The 13,698-nt window shown below is 70.5% G+C and carries 16 protein-coding genes; 11 read left to right on the plus strand and 5 right to left on the minus strand.

From position 1 onward, the window contains the following. Positions 1 to 2: 2 nt before the first annotated feature. The 3 genes from HPA02_RS02455 (at position 3) to coq7 (ending at position 2,088) form a co-directional block, all read left to right on the plus strand. A complete protein-coding gene (locus tag HPA02_RS02455) occupies positions 3 to 875 on the plus strand; it encodes a phosphoribulokinase (RefSeq protein ID WP_146801490.1) in 873 nt (290 codons plus the stop codon). A 25-nt stretch (positions 876 to 900) separates the two neighbouring features. Next, a complete protein-coding gene (locus tag HPA02_RS02460) occupies positions 901 to 1,242 on the plus strand; it encodes a histidine triad nucleotide-binding protein (protein ID WP_146801491.1) in 342 nt (113 codons plus the stop codon). A gap of 207 nt (positions 1,243 to 1,449) precedes the next feature. Beyond that, the gene (gene coq7 / locus HPA02_RS02465) at positions 1,450 to 2,088 is read left to right on the plus strand and encodes a 2-polyprenyl-3-methyl-6-methoxy-1,4-benzoquinone monooxygenase (protein ID WP_146801492.1); all 639 of its coding nucleotides are present in this window, start codon (positions 1,450 to 1,452) and stop codon (positions 2,086 to 2,088) included. An 83-nt stretch (positions 2,089 to 2,171) separates the two neighbouring features. Here the strand turns inward: coq7 and HPA02_RS02470 are convergent, their stop codons facing one another. From HPA02_RS02470 to HPA02_RS02480, 3 genes are all read right to left on the minus strand, one after another. After that, positions 2,172 to 2,591 carry an OsmC family protein gene (locus HPA02_RS02470; protein WP_146801493.1) on the minus strand — a complete coding sequence of 140 codons (420 nt, stop codon included), beginning with the start codon at positions 2,589 to 2,591 and terminating at the stop codon, positions 2,172 to 2,174. A gap of 60 nt (positions 2,592 to 2,651) precedes the next feature. Beyond that, positions 2,652 to 3,323, minus strand: a complete 672-nt coding sequence (gene murU, locus HPA02_RS02475) for an N-acetylmuramate alpha-1-phosphate uridylyltransferase MurU (RefSeq protein WP_146801494.1) — start codon at positions 3,321 to 3,323, stop codon at positions 2,652 to 2,654. An 82-nt stretch (positions 3,324 to 3,405) separates the two neighbouring features. Then, complete coding sequence (locus HPA02_RS02480; RefSeq protein WP_146801495.1) at positions 3,406 to 4,428, minus strand: aminoglycoside phosphotransferase family protein; 1,023 nt, start codon at positions 4,426 to 4,428, stop codon at positions 3,406 to 3,408. Between the two features lie 232 nt (positions 4,429 to 4,660). Between HPA02_RS02480 and HPA02_RS02485 the strand changes: the two genes are divergently transcribed. From HPA02_RS02485 to HPA02_RS02520, 8 genes are all read left to right on the plus strand, one after another. Further along, positions 4,661 to 7,096 (plus strand): LPS-assembly protein LptD, encoded by a 2,436-nt coding sequence (locus tag HPA02_RS02485; protein ID WP_146801496.1) that lies wholly within the window; start codon positions 4,661 to 4,663, stop codon positions 7,094 to 7,096. A gap of 72 nt (positions 7,097 to 7,168) precedes the next feature. After that, positions 7,169 to 8,170, plus strand: coding sequence for a peptidylprolyl isomerase (locus HPA02_RS02490; protein ID WP_146801497.1), 1,002 nt, complete (start codon positions 7,169 to 7,171; stop codon positions 8,168 to 8,170). Positions 8,171 to 8,177: 7 nt separating this feature from the next. Beyond that, positions 8,178 to 9,224, plus strand: a complete 1,047-nt coding sequence (gene pdxA / locus HPA02_RS02495) for a 4-hydroxythreonine-4-phosphate dehydrogenase PdxA (RefSeq protein ID WP_146801498.1) — start codon at positions 8,178 to 8,180, stop codon at positions 9,222 to 9,224. A 41-nt stretch (positions 9,225 to 9,265) separates the two neighbouring features. After that, positions 9,266 to 10,069, plus strand: a complete 804-nt coding sequence (rsmA, locus tag HPA02_RS02500) for a 16S rRNA (adenine(1518)-N(6)/adenine(1519)-N(6))-dimethyltransferase RsmA (protein WP_146801499.1) — start codon at positions 9,266 to 9,268, stop codon at positions 10,067 to 10,069. A gap of 5 nt (positions 10,070 to 10,074) precedes the next feature. Beyond that, positions 10,075 to 10,467: a Co2+/Mg2+ efflux facilitator ApaG/CorD gene (gene apaG, locus HPA02_RS02505; protein WP_146801561.1), complete on the plus strand. Its 393-nt coding sequence runs from the start codon at positions 10,075 to 10,077 to the stop codon at positions 10,465 to 10,467. A gap of 21 nt (positions 10,468 to 10,488) precedes the next feature. Beyond that, entirely contained in the window at positions 10,489 to 11,298 is an 810-nt protein-coding gene (locus tag HPA02_RS02510) for a symmetrical bis(5'-nucleosyl)-tetraphosphatase (RefSeq protein WP_146801500.1), read from the plus strand. A 27-nt stretch (positions 11,299 to 11,325) separates the two neighbouring features. Further along, positions 11,326 to 11,655 carry a thiosulfate sulfurtransferase GlpE gene (glpE, locus tag HPA02_RS02515; protein ID WP_146801501.1) on the plus strand — a complete coding sequence of 110 codons (330 nt, stop codon included), beginning with the start codon at positions 11,326 to 11,328 and terminating at the stop codon, positions 11,653 to 11,655. A gap of 2 nt (positions 11,656 to 11,657) precedes the next feature. Further along, positions 11,658 to 12,806, plus strand: a complete 1,149-nt coding sequence (locus HPA02_RS02520; RefSeq protein WP_276508196.1) for a tRNA nucleotidyltransferase/poly(A) polymerase-related protein — start codon at positions 11,658 to 11,660, stop codon at positions 12,804 to 12,806. Here HPA02_RS02520 and folK read toward each other — a convergent pair. Together folK and folB are read right to left on the minus strand one after the other, a co-directional pair. After that, positions 12,803 to 13,318 (minus strand): 2-amino-4-hydroxy-6-hydroxymethyldihydropteridine diphosphokinase, encoded by a 516-nt coding sequence (folK, locus tag HPA02_RS02525; RefSeq protein ID WP_146801502.1) that lies wholly within the window; start codon positions 13,316 to 13,318, stop codon positions 12,803 to 12,805. The genes HPA02_RS02520 and folK overlap by 4 nt on opposite strands. Continuing rightward, entirely contained in the window at positions 13,315 to 13,671 is a 357-nt protein-coding gene (gene folB / locus HPA02_RS02530) for a dihydroneopterin aldolase (RefSeq protein ID WP_146801503.1), read from the minus strand. The genes folK and folB overlap by 4 nt, the downstream gene beginning before the upstream one ends. Between the last annotated feature and the right edge of the window lie 27 nt (positions 13,672 to 13,698).

Raw genomic sequence — 13,698 nt, forward strand, 5'->3', positions numbered from 1 at the left:
GCATGTCCCGTGAATACCCGATCATCGCCGTGACCGGCTCCTCCGGGGCCGGTACCACCACCGTCCGCCGCACCTTCGAGCGCATGTTCGTGCGCGAGGACGTGCATGCCGCCACGGTCGATGGCGACGCCTTCCACCGCTACACCCGGGCCGAGCTGGCGCGCATCTTCCGCGAGGAGCCGGAGCGCAAGGACGAGCTCTCCCACTTCGCCGTGGAGGCCAACCTGCTCGACGAGCTGGAGGCGCTGTTCCTGGAGTACGGCGAGCAGGGCAGCGGTACCTATCGGCACTATATCCATGCCGAAGACAAGCGCATGATCGAGAGCGGCTACCAGGTGGGCACCTTCACCGAGTGGCAGCCGCTGCCCTGTGGCACCGACCTGCTGTTCTACGAGGGGCTGCATGGCGGCCTGGTCACCGCCGATCACGATATCGCTCGCCACGTGGACCTGCTGGTGGGGGTGGCGCCGACCATGAACCTGGAGTGGATCCAGAAGATCGATCGCGACACCAAGCTGCGGGGCTACTCCCAGGAGGCGGTGATCGACACCATCCTGGGGCGCATGAACGACTATGTGCGCTATATTCAGCCGCAGTTCTCGCGCACCCATATCAACTTCCAGCGGGTGCCCACGGTGGATACCTCCAACCCCTTCGAGGTGCAGGATATCCCCACCGATGCCGAGTCCTTCGTGGTGATTCGTTTCCGCGACCCCTCCACGGTGGACTTCCCCTACCTGCTGGCGATGATCCAGGATTCCTTTATGAGCCGGCCCCACACCCTGGTGGTGCCCGGCTCCCGGATGCCGCTGGCCATGGAGCTGATTCTCGCGCCCCTGGTGCGCCACCTGTTGGCCCAGCGGCGCTTCCGCTGATCGACCCCGAGCCCGAGGAGGCCGCATGGATTGCCTGTTCTGCAAGATCATCAACCGCGAGATTCCCGCCGATATCGTCTACGAAGACGAGCATGTGCTCGCCTTCAACGACATCAATCCCCAGGCCCCGACCCATATGCTGATCATTCCCAAGACGCATATCGCCACCCTCAACGATCTCGAGGAGGCGGACCTGGCCCTGGTGGGGCGCCTGCAGTACACCGCCGCCAAGCTGGCCAAGGAGGCCGGCTTCGCCGAGGAGGGCTATCGGGTGCTGATGAACTGCAATGAAAAGGGCGGGCAGACGGTCTACCATATACATATGCACCTGATGGGCGGTCGCCGCTTCACTTGGCCGGCTGGCTAGCCGGCGCCCTGCGACCAAGCGCTCGGGGTTGCCGAGTATCGGGCCCTCTGCGTGTCGCGCCTTCTTGTCGCGTTGCGACGCATCGGTGCATCTTCTCTCGAGCCGGGGTCTGGCCCCGGCTCGATTCGTTTCGTCCAGGGCATGATCCGGGTTGGGGGGCGAAAGGCACTGGGGTAAACTGAGCCCAGTTGTCACGAGGCTTATCCCATGCGTCACCTGACCCCCAGCGACCGCCTGATTCACCAGTTCGATACCGTGCTGCGTACCCTGGTGCCCCATGCCGCCCAGCCCTCGCGCCCCTCGCCGTCGATGGGGGTGGACGACGAGCCCCTGGACGAGCGAGAGCGCGAACGCGCCATCGGCCTGATGCGCATCAACCATACCGGTGAGGTCTGCGCCCAGGCCCTCTACCAGGGCCAGGGGCTGACCGCCAAGCTGCCGGATACCCGCGAGCAGATGGAGCAGGCCGCCCAGGAGGAGATCGATCACCTGGCCTGGTGCGACGAGCGCCTGGAGGAACTGGGCGGACGCACCAGCCTGCTCAACCCGGTCTTCTATGCCGCCTCCTTCGGCCTGGGCGCGGTGGCCGGCGCCGTGGGCGACCGGGTCAGCCTGGGCTTCGTCGCCGCCACCGAGGAGCAGGTGGGCAAGCACCTGGACGAGCACCTGGAGACGCTGCCCGCCGGCGACCGTCGCTCCCGGGCGGTGCTGGCGCAGATGCGCGAGGACGAGGCCCACCACGAGCGCTGGGCCCTGGAGGCCGGCGGCGCCCGCTTCCCGGCTCCGGTCAAGCTGGGCATGCGGCTGATGTCCAAGGTGATGACCAAGAGCGTGTATAAGCTCTAACCCGGAAGCTCGACGCCGGAAGAAAAATCGCCCCCATGGCCATTGCCATGGGGGCGATTTGCTTGGGAAGCCGGTCGCCGACGTTAGTCCTCGACGATGGTATAGGAGTGGCTGATCTCCACGCCGCCCTTGCCGAGCATGATGGAGGCGCTGCAGTACTTGTCGGCGGAGAGTTCCACCGCCCGCTGCACCTGCTTCTCCTTGAGGTTCTTGCCGCTCACCGTGAAGTGCACATGAATCTTGGTGAAGACGCTGGGCACGCTGTCGGCGCGTTCCGCTTCCACCTTGGCCACGCAGTCGTGCACGTCGGCCCGGGACTTCTCGAGGATCTCCAGCACGTCGAAGGAGGTGCAGGCGCCCAGGCCCATCAGCAGCATCTCCATGGGCCGGGGCCCGGTGTTGCGGCCGCCATGGTCGGGGGGACCATCGATCACCACGCTATGGCCACTGCCGCTCTCGGCAACGAATTGACGACCGTCGGTCCACTTGACGCTGGCTTGCATGGGTAGGTTTCCTCAAAGCAGTCGATAAAAGGGCCAGCATAGCAGCTGGCCGGGCAGGGCTCAGCCTCGCAGGGTGCTAAGGCGACGATCCAGGGCCGTCAGGCGCTCGGGGGTGCCCACGTCGACCCAGTCGCCGCGGTGGTGGCTGCCCGCCACCCGTCCCGCCGCCATGGCCCGGCGCAGCAGCGGCGCCAGGGGAAAGGCGCCGGGGGCCTCGTCGGCCACCAGGGCCGGAGCCAGCAGGCTCAACCCGGCGAAGGTCAGGCGTGGCTCGCCGTGTTCCTGTGCCCGACCCCGCGGATCCAGGTGGAAGTCGCCACTCGGGTGATGGTCGGGGTTATCCACCAGCACCAGATGGGCCAGGTCCTCGCCCAGGGGCGGCAGCCGGCGTGGGTCTAGGTCGCACCAGATATCGCCATTAACCAGCAGGAAGGGGGCCTGGCCCAGCAGCGGCAGGGCCTGGCGGATGCCGCCGCCGGTCTCCAGGGGGGCGTCCTCGCGGCTCCAGGCGATGCGCACGCCCAGGGCCGAACCGTCCCCCAGCGCCGCCATGATCTGCTCCGCCCGGTAGCTGACGTTGATCACCACTTCGCTGATGCCGGCCGCCGCCAGGCGCTCCAGGTGATGGACGATCAGCGGCTTGCCGGCCACCGGCAGCAGCGGCTTGGGGCAGTGGTCGGTGAGGGGGCGCATGCGGGTGCCGAGGCCGGCGGCCAGGATCATCGCTTTCATCTGTCGCGCTCCTCCCGGGCCAGGGCGTCTCTTAGTACCGGGGCGAAATCGCCCTCCAGCCAGGCGCTCGGAATCATCGCCGTCATGCCACTCCCTCCCGGGCCAGGGCGGCGCTGAGTGCCGGGGCGAAATCGCCCTCGAGCCAGGCGCGGAAGTCGCCGTGTGCCGGCAGTCCGGCCAGACTGTCGCGCAGGTGATCCAGGAAGTGGGGCAGGCGCGCCAGGTAGCCGGCCTTGTGGTCGCGGTGGGTCAGGCGGCAGAAGATCCCCAGCACCTTGAGGGCGCGCTGGGCGGCCATGGCGTCGACCTGGTGGCGCCAGGTGGCGGCCTCCAGGTCGGCCGGCAGGCGCCCTTCGGCCTGGGCGCGTTCCCGGAAGTCGTCCACGAAGGCGGCGAAGGTCGCGGCGTCGAAGCGCTGGTAGCGGCCCCGTAGCAGCGAGATCAGGTCGTAGCTCGGCGGGCCCGCCACGGCGTCCTGGAAATCGATCAGCGTTAGGGTCTTGCCCTGGACCATCAGGTTCATGGCATCGAAGTCGCGGTGCACCGCCACCCGCAGCTGGGCCAGGGCCGCGTCGATCAGCACCTGGCGCAGGGCCGGCCAGCTCGGCGGCGTGGGCAGCCCCAGCCAGCTTAGGCACCAGTCGGGAAAGAGGTCCAGTTCGCGGCCCAGCAGGGCGGCATCATAGGCCGGCAGCCCCTCGGTCGGGGCGGCCGCCTGCAAGCGGTGCAGCAGCTCGATGGCTCGCTTGTGCCAGGCCAGGGCGGAGGCCTCGTCATCGAAGTAGGCCGACAAGGGGGTATCGCCCAGGTCCTGCAGTTCCAGGAAGCCGGCCTCGAGGTCGACGCCGTAGAGGTGCGGTACCGGCAGGCCGGCGGCCTCCCAGGCCTCGGCGATGGCCACGAAGGGGCGGCTATCCTCCTGGGCGGGCGGGGCATCCATCAGGATCCGCGTCTCGCCGCCCGGGAGGCCGGCGCGGTAGTAGCGGCGAAAGCTGGCATCGCCGGCGGCCAGGGTCGGGTCGCAGGCCTCGAGGGCCAGGCCGTGCCGGGCGGCGAACCAGTGACGAAGGCGATCGAGACGCGGCGCGGAAGCGGCCGGGGGCATAGGAACTCCTTGCTGGCGGGCGCTCGTCCCTGGGACGGCGGGATCGTGGCGGCGAAGTTGACGCCTTGGGGACGGCGCCGCATGCTGGGCGCTGCTTGCGCGAGACGGGGCCGGCGTCGCAACCTCCGAGTCCCCTTGCCGGCTCGCCATGCTGCCGGGCGCCGCCCCGCGCAGCAGAGCCGAAATACGCGCTGTATAATACCGATTTCATTCGCCAAGGACACCGACGACGATGGGCAAGCGACTCACCCGGACTGCCCTGGCCGGCCTGGTCGGCGCCACCTCCCTGTGGGGGCTGGCCCAGGCGGCCCCTCCCGAGCCGCTGGCGGCCAGCCAGCTCGACTGGCACCCCTGGGGGGATCAGCGCCCCGCCGACGCCCTGTGCCGGGGCCGCTACCTGATGCCCGACTATCGGCTGCCCGCTGGCGCCACCCCTGAGGAGGTGGTGGGTAGCTCGGAGCAGGCCAACTATGGCGCCGATGGCGAGGTGATCCTCGGCGGGGAGGTGGTGCTGCGGCGTGGCACCAGCCAGCTGGAGTCGCCGCGGGTGCGGGTCACCGCCGAGCGCGATCTGGCCCTGGCGGACGGCCCCTTGGCGCTGCGCGATGCCGGCCTGCTGGTCCGCGGCGAGGCCGCCGAACTCTCCCTGGTGGACGATGGCGCCAGCATCGACCAGGCCCACTACGTGGCCCACGAGCAGCGCCTGAGGGGCGGCGCCCAGCGCCTTGAACGCCTCGCCGATGGCCGCTTCCGCCTGGCCTCGGCCAGCTTTACCCGCTGCGAGCCCGGCAGCGAACTGTGGCGGCTGGTCACCGGCGACCTGCTGCTGGATCGCGAGAGCGGCTTCGGCACCGCCCGCCATGCGCGCCTGGAACTGGGTCGGGTGCCGGTCTTCTACTGGCCCTGGCTGCGCTTCCCCATCGACGATCGCCGCCATACCGGCTTCCTGTGGCCGGTGCTGAGCGTCTCCGGCGATGGCCTCGACTATGCCCAGCCCTATTACTGGAACATCGCCCCCAACCGTGACGCCACCCTGACCCCGCGCTGGATCAGCGACCGTGGCCTGCTGCTGGGGGGCCAGTACCGCTATCTCTACGCCAGCGATGCCGGCCAGCTCGACGGCGCCTTCCTGAGCGGCGACGACGGCGGCAGTGGCCCGGCGGGCGGCGCCGGGCGGCGCTTCGAGGGCGAGGATCGCTGGTATGTCGATTTCCGCCATCAGGGGCGCGCCTCGGAACGGCTGCGCTATGAGCTGCGCTACGGCGCCGCCAGCGACGGCCGATACTTCGACGATTTCGGCGGCGACTTCGGCGAACGCACCACCACCTATATGCCGCGCCTGGCGCGCCTCGACTACCGCGGGGATGTCTGGCGCCTGGAGGCGCGGGCCCAGGGCTTCCAGCGTCTCGACGAGCCGCTGCTCGATCGCGACAAGCCCTTCTATCGCCTGCCCAGCCTGACCGCCGATGCGCGCTGGCAGCAGGGGGGCTTCTATCAGCAGTGGCACTCCAACCTGACCCACTTCTGGCGCGACGTGGACCCCGGCGCGGTGCCCCTGCGCGAGGCGGCCACCGGCACCCGGCTGCACCTCGCGCCGGCGGTGGGCTGGCGCCTCGACCCGAGCTGGGGCCACCTGGAGCCGCGCCTGGAGTGGCTGCACACCGCCTATGACCTGGATTATGACGGCCTGGCCACGACCCGCGACCGGCGCCCGGATCGCAATGTGCCGGTGGTCTCGGTGGATGGTGGCCTGGTCTTCGAGCGCCCCCTGGCATGGGGCGACAGCGGCTACCGTCAGACCCTGGAGCCGCGCCTCAACTACGCCTATGTGCCGGCCCGGGACCAGCGCGAGCTGCCCGACTTCGACGCCAGCGAGCGTCCCTTCTCCTGGCAGCAGCTGTGGTCCCCCTACCGCTTCTCCGGCGCCGATCGGGTCGGCGACCTCAATCGCCTCTCCTATGGCCTGAGCAGTCGCCTGCTCGAGGACGCCAGCGGCCGCGAGCGCCTCGGCCTGCACCTGGGCCAGGCCCTCTACTTCGAGGATCGCCATATCGACCTGGAGGGGGATCCCGATACCCTGCCGCCGGCAGCGGATTTCCAGCGTCACCACAATGCCACCCGCGATCGCTCGCCCCTGGTGGCCCGCGCCGACTGGCGCCATGGCGCCCGCTGGAGCAGCTACTACGAGCTGCTCTACGACGACCAGCTGGAGCGCACCGAGAAGGCCAGCGCCGGCCTGCAGTATCGTGATCCCCGGGGGCATGTGTTGAACCTCGGCTATCGCTGGGAGCTCCAAGGCTTCGATCCCTCGGTGGAGGTGAGCGATGACGCCTTCCGCGATTTCGACCGCGAGGAGTTCGACGTCTCCTTCGCCTGGCGCGCCAATGCCCGGGTCGACCTGATCGGTCGCCTGCTCTACGACAACACCAACGACCGGACCCTGGATCAGCTCGCCGGGGTGCAGTGGAACGACTGCTGTTACGGCGTGCAGCTGGTATGGCGGGAGTGGGTGGATGACAATGACACCGGGATCCTGGCCGACGACTTCAGCGACCGTGGCGTCTTCCTGCGCTTCGTGCTCAAGGGGCTCGGTGGCGTGGGCGGCGATGCCGGCGGCTATTTCGAACAGGCGATTCCGGGCTATCGGCCGACCGACCTGTCGCTTTAAGCCGCTGCCCGTCGCTAGGGAGCCAGAGACGAGATTGGAATTTCGATGATCAAGACACTCAATGAGGTAGCTATGCGCAGTCGTTTCTCCGCCACCCTGGGCGTGGCGTTGTCGCTGCTGGCCCTGCCCGCAGCGGTCCAGGCCCAGAGCGCGTCCCTGGGGGATTTCCCGGCGCAGTCCGTCGAGCGCCAGGCGCTGGATCGGATCGTGGCGGTGGTCAACCAGGGCGCCATCATGGACAGCGAGCTGGAGGCTCGCCTGGCCCAGGTGCGCGGCCAGTTGGCCGGGCGCGGCATTCAGGCCCCCGGCGAGGCGGCGCTGCGCGAGCAGGTGCTGGAGCGCATGATCGTCGAGGAGATTCAGCTGCAGCGGGCCGAGGAGGCCAACCTCAGCGTCGACGAGACTGAACTCAATCGCGCCGTGCGCAGCGTGGCCCAGAGCAATGGCATGGGCCTCGAGCAGTTCGCCGATGCCCTGGAGGCGGATGGCCTGAGCCTGGCCCAGGTGCGCGAGGACATTCGCCGCGAGCTGCTGCTGCGCGAGCTGGTCCAGCGTGAGGTGGCCAGCCGCATCACCATCAGCGAGCGCGAGGTGGACCGCTTCCTCGAGCAGCAGGGCGAGGCCGGCGACGTGCGCTATCGCCTGGGCCATATCCTGGTGGCCCTGCCCCAGTCGCCGAGCAGCGATCGGGTCCAGGCCGCCCAGCGCGAGGTGCGTCGCCTGGCCGAGGAGCTGGCCGGCGGGGCGGATTTCGCCGCCCTGGCCGCCGCCCACTCCGACGGGGGACAGGCCCTGGAAGGCGGCGACCTGGGCTGGCGCGCCGCCGGCGAGCTGCCCAGCCTGTTCGTCGACGTGGTGCCGGGGCTCGCCGTGGGCGAGGTCAGCGAGCCGCTGCGCAGCCCCAGCGGCTTCCACTTGGTCAAGCTGGTGGAGCGCCAGGGCGGTCAGGGCATGGCCGCCGAGGCGCAGCGTCAGCAGGCCCGGGAGCGGCTCTTCCAGCGCAAGGTCAACGAGGAGATCGAGACCTGGCTGCAGGAGATTCGCGGCCAGGCCTTCGTCGATGTGCGCCTCTGAGGCGGCCATGGGCGAGCCCGTCCTGGCCCTGACCTGCGGCGAGCCCGCCGGCATCGGTCCCGACCTGGCGCTGATGCTGGCCGCCGACCCGGCGCCCCTGCCGAGGCGCCCGGTGGCCATCGGCGACCCGGCCCTGCTCGCCGAGCGCGCCCGCCAGCTGGGCCTGGCGGTGCGGCTCCGCGAGCTGGCGCCCCACGAGGCCCCGGGGCCCCGGGTGGTCGGTGAGCTTGCCGTCTGGCCGGTGCCCCTGGCGGTACCCGTGACCGCGGGGCGGGTCGACCCGGCCAACGCCGACTATGTGCTGGCCTCCCTGGACCTGGCCATCGCCGCCTGTCGGGACGGCCGCGCCCAGGCGATGGTCACCGCCCCTTTGCACAAGGGGGCGATCATCGAGGGCGGGCACCCCGGCTTCACCGGCCATACCGAGTACCTGCGCGACGCCTGCGGCGTCGACGAGGTGGTGATGATGCTGGCCACCGACGCCGCCCTGCATGGCCGGGTGCTGGGTGAGGCCCAGTGCCCGCTGCGGGTGGCCCTGGCCACTACCCACCTGCCCCTGCGCCAGGTGCCCGATGCCATCACCGCCGCCGGGCTGACCCGGGTGCTGCGGCGCCTGGCGGCCGGCCTGCGCCGCGACTTCGGCCTCGCCGCGCCGCGCATCCTGGTCTGCGGCCTCAACCCCCACGCCGGGGAGGACGGCCATCTGGGCCGCGAGGAGATCGAGGTGATCACCCCGACCCTGGAGGCGCTGCGCGGCGAGGGCCTCGACCTGGTGGGACCGCTGCCGGCGGACACCCTCTTCACCCCGCGGCATCTCGAGGGGGCCGACGCGGTGCTGGCCATGTATCATGATCAGGGACTGGCGGTGCTCAAGTACGCCGGTTTCGGCCGCGGCGCCAATATCACCCTGGGCCTGCCGCTGGTGCGCACCTCGGTGGACCACGGCACCGCCCTGGACCTGGCCGGCAGCGGCCGCGCCGACCCCGGCAGCCTGCGGGTGGCCCTGGCCCTGGCGGCGCAGATGGCCGAGGCCCGCGCCCGTCGCCCGGCCTAGCCGACACTCGACTCTTCTTGCAGCAAAGGATCCTAACGCGCATGTCATCTCGACCCCCGATGCATCGGGCCCGTAAACGTTTCGGGCAGAACTTCCTGCGCGATGCCGGCATCATCTCGCGGATCGTCCGCGCCATCGGCCCGCGTTCCGGGGAGCGCCTGCTGGAGATCGGCCCCGGCCAGGGGGCGCTCACCGGCCCCCTGCTGGAGGCCGCCGGCGCCCTGGAGGTGATCGAGCTGGATCGCGACCTGATCCCCGGCCTGCGGGTGCAGTTCTTCAACTACCCCGATTTCGTGATCCACGAAGGCGACGCCCTCAAGTTCGACTTCCGCGCCCTGCGCCGTGAGGGACCGGCGCTGCGGGTGGTGGGTAACCTGCCCTACAACATCTCCACGCCCTTGATCGTGCACCTGCTCGGCGCCGGCGATGCCATCGCCGATATGCACTTCATGCTGCAGAAGGAGGTGGTGGAGCGCCTGGCCGCGAGCCCCGACAGCGCCGACTGGGGTCGCCTCTCGGTGATGGCCCAGTACTACTGCCGCGTCGACTCGCTGTTCGTGGTGCCGCCGGAGGCCTTCGTGCCACGCCCCAAGGTGGATTCGGCCATCGTGCGCCTGACTCCCCACGAGCGCCTGCCGCACCGGGCCCGCGACGAGGCGCTGCTCTTCGACCTGGTGCGCGAGGCCTTCGGCCAGCGACGCAAGACGCTGCGCAACAACCTCAAGGGGCGCATCTCCGCCGAGGCGCTGAGCGAGCTGGGCATCGACCCGGGTCGGCGTCCCCAGACCCTGAGCGTCGAGGAGTTCGTGCGCATCGCCAATTCCCTGGCCGAGGAGGGCGCTTGAAACCCATGGGCGAGAGCGAGTCACTGACCCAGGCCATTCGTATCGACGTGGAGCCCAGCTTCCAGGCGGAGGAGTCGTCGCCGGCGGAACAGCGCTATGTGTTCAGCTACACCATCACCGTGCACAACCACTCCCGGCACAGCGTGCAGCTGCTGGCCCGCCACTGGAAGATCACCCAGGGCAGCGGCCAGGTCCAGGAGGTGCGTGGCAAGGGCGTGGTGGGCAAGCAGCCGCTGATCGGCCCCGGCCAGACCTTTCGCTACACCAGCCGAGCGGTACTGGATGGCCCGGTGGGGGTGATGGAGGGAGCCTATACCTGCATCGAGACCGCCACCCAGACCCACTTCGAGGTGCCCATCGCCCCCTTCCGGTTGGCCGGCCCCAACCAGGTCCACTGATCGACGGCGCCAGGAGCCACCATGACCACCTATGCCATCGGCGACCTTCAGGGCTGTCACGACGAGTTCGTCGCGCTGCTGGAGCGCCTCTCCTTCGACCCGCGCCGTGACCGGCTGTGGCTGGCCGGCGACCTGGTCAATCGCGGCCCGGGCTCGCTGGCCTGCCTGCGCGAGGTGGCCGCCCTGGGCGAGGCCGCCCGGGTGGTGCTGGGCAACCATGATTTGCACCTGCTGGCGGTGGCCCGGGGCGATGCCGGCCTCAAGCGCAGCGATACCCTGGACGCGATCCTCGCAGCCCCGGATCGCGAGGCGCTGCTCGACTGGCTGCAGTCCCGGCCGCTGCTGGTGCGTGGCGGCGAGGACGTCATGAGCCATGCCGGTCTGCCGCCCCACTGGTCGCTGGCCCGGGCCGAGGCCCTGGCCGCCGAGGTGAGCCAGGCCCTGGGGAGCGAGGCCAGCGGCGCCTTCCTGCGCGACATGTACGGCAACCGCCCGGCCTGCTGGCGGGATGACCTGGAGGGCATCGAACGGCTGCGGTTGATCGTCAATACCCTGACCCGCATGCGCTTCATCGATGCCCGGGGCTGCCTCGACTTCTCCGCCAAGGAGGGCCTCGACTCGGCGCCGCCGGGCTTCGCCCCCTGGTTCCAGTACCCGCGCGGCGACGCGCCGCGCATCCTCTTCGGTCACTGGGCGGCCCTGGAGGGCCACACCCCCGGCAGCCGCGTCGATGCCCAGGCCCTGGACACCGGCTGCGTCTGGGGCGGCCACCTCACCGCCCTCGACCTGGCCAGCGGCGAACGCCATAGTGTCCCCAGCCGGCAGCGCTGACCTCTCCCCACGATTTTCGGAGTCACCATGAACCAAGCCCCCTTCGAGCACCTCGACGTGGACACCCTGGCCGGCTGGCTGGCCGACCAGGCCCCCCTGACCCTGGTGGATATCCGCGACCCCCTGAGCTTCTCCCAGGGCCATATCCCCGGCAGCCGCCACCTGGACAACACCAGCGTGGCGGCCTTGCTGGAAGAGGCCCCCAGGGAGCGTCCCCTGGTGGTGGTCTGCTACCACGGCAACTCCAGCCAACAGGCCGCCGCCTGGCTGGGCGGCCAGGGCTATGAGCGGGTCTACAGCCTGGATGGCGGTTTCACCGACTGGGCCGCCCGCCATCCCGAGCGGGTGGCGCGCTAGCCATGGATGCCTTCCTCGAGGGCCTGGAGGTCTACTGCGTGGGCGGCGCGGTGCGCGACGCCCGCCTGGGCTGGCCGGTCACCGACCGCGACTGGGTGGTGGTGGGGGCGACCCCCGAGGCGATGCGCCGGCGCGGTTTCAGGCCGGTGGGCCGCGACTTCCCGGTGTTCCTGCACCCCGAGACCCATGAGGAGTACGCCCTGGCCCGCACCGAGCGCAAGGCCGGTCATGGCTACACCGGCTTCGTGGTGCATGCCAGCCCCGAGGTCACCCTGGAGGAGGACCTGGCGCGCCGCGACCTGACCATCAACGCCATGGCCGAGGCCCCGGACGGCCGCCTGGTGGACCCCTACGGCGGCCTGGCCGATCTCGAGGCGCATAGCCTGCGCCATGTCTCGCCGGCCTTCGTCGAGGACCCGCTGCGGGTGCTGCGCACGGCGCGTTTCCTGGCCCGCTACTGCGGCCTGGGCTTCACCATCGCCGAGGAGACCCGGGCGCTGATGAGCCGACTGGTGGCGGATGGCGAGCTGGCCCACCTGGTGGCGGAACGGGTCTGGGTCGAGACCGAGAAGGCCCTCGGCGAGCCCCATCCCGAGGCCTATTTTCAGGCCCTACGGGCGTGCGGCGCCCTGGCGGTGTGGTGGCCGGAGCTGGCCGCCGATGAGGCGGCCCTGGACGCCGCCCTGGATCGCCTGCCGTGCCTGCCGGAGGATGACGCCGAACTCAGCCTGTGGCGCTGGGCGCGGCTCGTCGAGCACCTGGACGACGACGAACGCGCCCGGCTCGGCGAACGCCTGCGGCTGCCCAAGGCCTATGCGGCCCTGGCCCGCCAGGCGGCGCTGACCCGGGCGCTATGGCAGGCCGCCGAGGCGGGGCCGCTGACGGCGGCACGGGTCCAGGCCTGGCTGGACGGGGTCGACGCCTGGCGCCGCCCGGAGCGGGTGCCGCCGCTGCTGGCACTGGTCAGCCTGGAGCATGCCGAGCTGGCCACCGACCTGTCGCTGGCCTGGCGCCTGGCCGGGCAGGTGGTGCCCAGGGCGCTGATGGAGGAAGGCTTCAAGGGCAAGGCCCTGGGCGAGGCCCTGGCCCGGCGCCGTCAGGAGGCGATCGCCGCGGCCCTGGCCGGCGAAGCGGGGGAGTCGACGGCTTAATCCGGCCAGGAGATCCGCCGGCCCCGCCAGGTAAAGTCCACCGGCCGCAGGCTCTGGTCGCGCTTGTCGAAGGCGGCCCAGAGCTCGTCGTAACGGCGGCCATCCCGCGGATGGCGCGCCGCGGGGAGTAGCTCGGCGAGGGGCCAGAGCACGAAGGCGTGGTGGAGGATCTCGTCCCGGGGCAGGGGCACGCCGTCATGCGTCCCGGTCAGCTCGCCCACCGTCAGCAGGTCGATATCCAGGGTTCGGGGGCTGAACTTGGGGCTGTCCTTGCGCCGCCCATGGGCGAACTCCAGGCGCTTGCACCAGGCCTGCAGCTCGCCCACCGAGGCGTCGCTGTCGAAGGCCACCACCAGGTTGTAGAAGTTGCGGCCATCCTCGAAGCCCACCGGTTCGCTGTCGAAGACCCGCGAGATCTCCAGCTCGCCGAAGGCCTCGGCCAGGGCATCCAGGCAGCGGCGCACATGGTGGTCGCGGTCGATATTGCTGCCGATGCTGGCGGTGACCCTCATGCCCGCTGCCCCCGCTCGATGGTTACGCCCACCGCCGCCGCCTGAGGCACGGCGCCGGGCTTGCGCACGGTCAGCCGCAGCCAGGGGATGCCGAACTCCGCACGCAGGGTAGCGGCCAGGCGCTCGGCGAAGGTCTCCACCAGCTCGAAATCGTGGGCCGCGGCGAAGGCGGCGATGCGCTCGCTGATGGCGGCATAGTCCAGGGTCTGGCTCAGGTCGTCGCCGGCCGCCGCCGGACGGATATCGGTGGCCAGGGCCAGGTCCAGTAGCAGCCGCTGCTGGATGCTGCGTTCCCAGTCGTAGACGCCGATCACGGTGTCCACTGCGAGTGCCTCGATCAGCACGAGATCCATTCCCTACCCCTGCCTTGGTCGTGGTGG

The organism is Bisbaumannia pacifica, from assembly GCF_007989625.1.
GTDB lineage: Bacteria > Pseudomonadota > Gammaproteobacteria > Pseudomonadales > Halomonadaceae > Bisbaumannia > Bisbaumannia pacifica.

Bases quoted from the DNA above. Each gene is read 5' to 3' on its own strand.
- HPA02_RS02455 (WP_146801490.1), top strand. From the start codon at position 3: ATGTCCCGTGAATACCCGATCATCGCCGTGACCGGCTCCTCCGGGGCC.
- HPA02_RS02460 (WP_146801491.1), top strand. From the start codon at position 901: ATGGATTGCCTGTTCTGCAAGATCATCAACCGCGAGATTCCCGCCGAT.
- coq7 (WP_146801492.1), top strand. From the start codon at position 1,450: ATGCGTCACCTGACCCCCAGCGACCGCCTGATTCACCAGTTCGATACC.
- HPA02_RS02470 (WP_146801493.1), bottom strand. From the start codon at position 2,591: ATGCAAGCCAGCGTCAAGTGGACCGACGGTCGTCAATTCGTTGCCGAG.
- murU (WP_146801494.1), bottom strand. From the start codon at position 3,323: ATGAAAGCGATGATCCTGGCCGCCGGCCTCGGCACCCGCATGCGCCCC.
- HPA02_RS02480 (WP_146801495.1), bottom strand. From the start codon at position 4,428: ATGCCCCCGGCCGCTTCCGCGCCGCGTCTCGATCGCCTTCGTCACTGG.
- HPA02_RS02485 (WP_146801496.1), top strand. From the start codon at position 4,661: ATGGGCAAGCGACTCACCCGGACTGCCCTGGCCGGCCTGGTCGGCGCC.
- HPA02_RS02490 (WP_146801497.1), top strand. From the start codon at position 7,169: ATGCGCAGTCGTTTCTCCGCCACCCTGGGCGTGGCGTTGTCGCTGCTG.
- pdxA (WP_146801498.1), top strand. From the start codon at position 8,178: ATGGGCGAGCCCGTCCTGGCCCTGACCTGCGGCGAGCCCGCCGGCATC.
- rsmA (WP_146801499.1), top strand. From the start codon at position 9,266: ATGTCATCTCGACCCCCGATGCATCGGGCCCGTAAACGTTTCGGGCAG.
- apaG (WP_146801561.1), top strand. From the start codon at position 10,075: ATGGGCGAGAGCGAGTCACTGACCCAGGCCATTCGTATCGACGTGGAG.
- HPA02_RS02510 (WP_146801500.1), top strand. From the start codon at position 10,489: ATGACCACCTATGCCATCGGCGACCTTCAGGGCTGTCACGACGAGTTC.
- glpE (WP_146801501.1), top strand. From the start codon at position 11,326: ATGAACCAAGCCCCCTTCGAGCACCTCGACGTGGACACCCTGGCCGGC.
- HPA02_RS02520 (WP_276508196.1), top strand. From the start codon at position 11,658: ATGGATGCCTTCCTCGAGGGCCTGGAGGTCTACTGCGTGGGCGGCGCG.
- folK (WP_146801502.1), bottom strand. From the start codon at position 13,318: ATGAGGGTCACCGCCAGCATCGGCAGCAATATCGACCGCGACCACCAT.
- folB (WP_146801503.1), bottom strand. From the start codon at position 13,671: ATGGATCTCGTGCTGATCGAGGCACTCGCAGTGGACACCGTGATCGGC.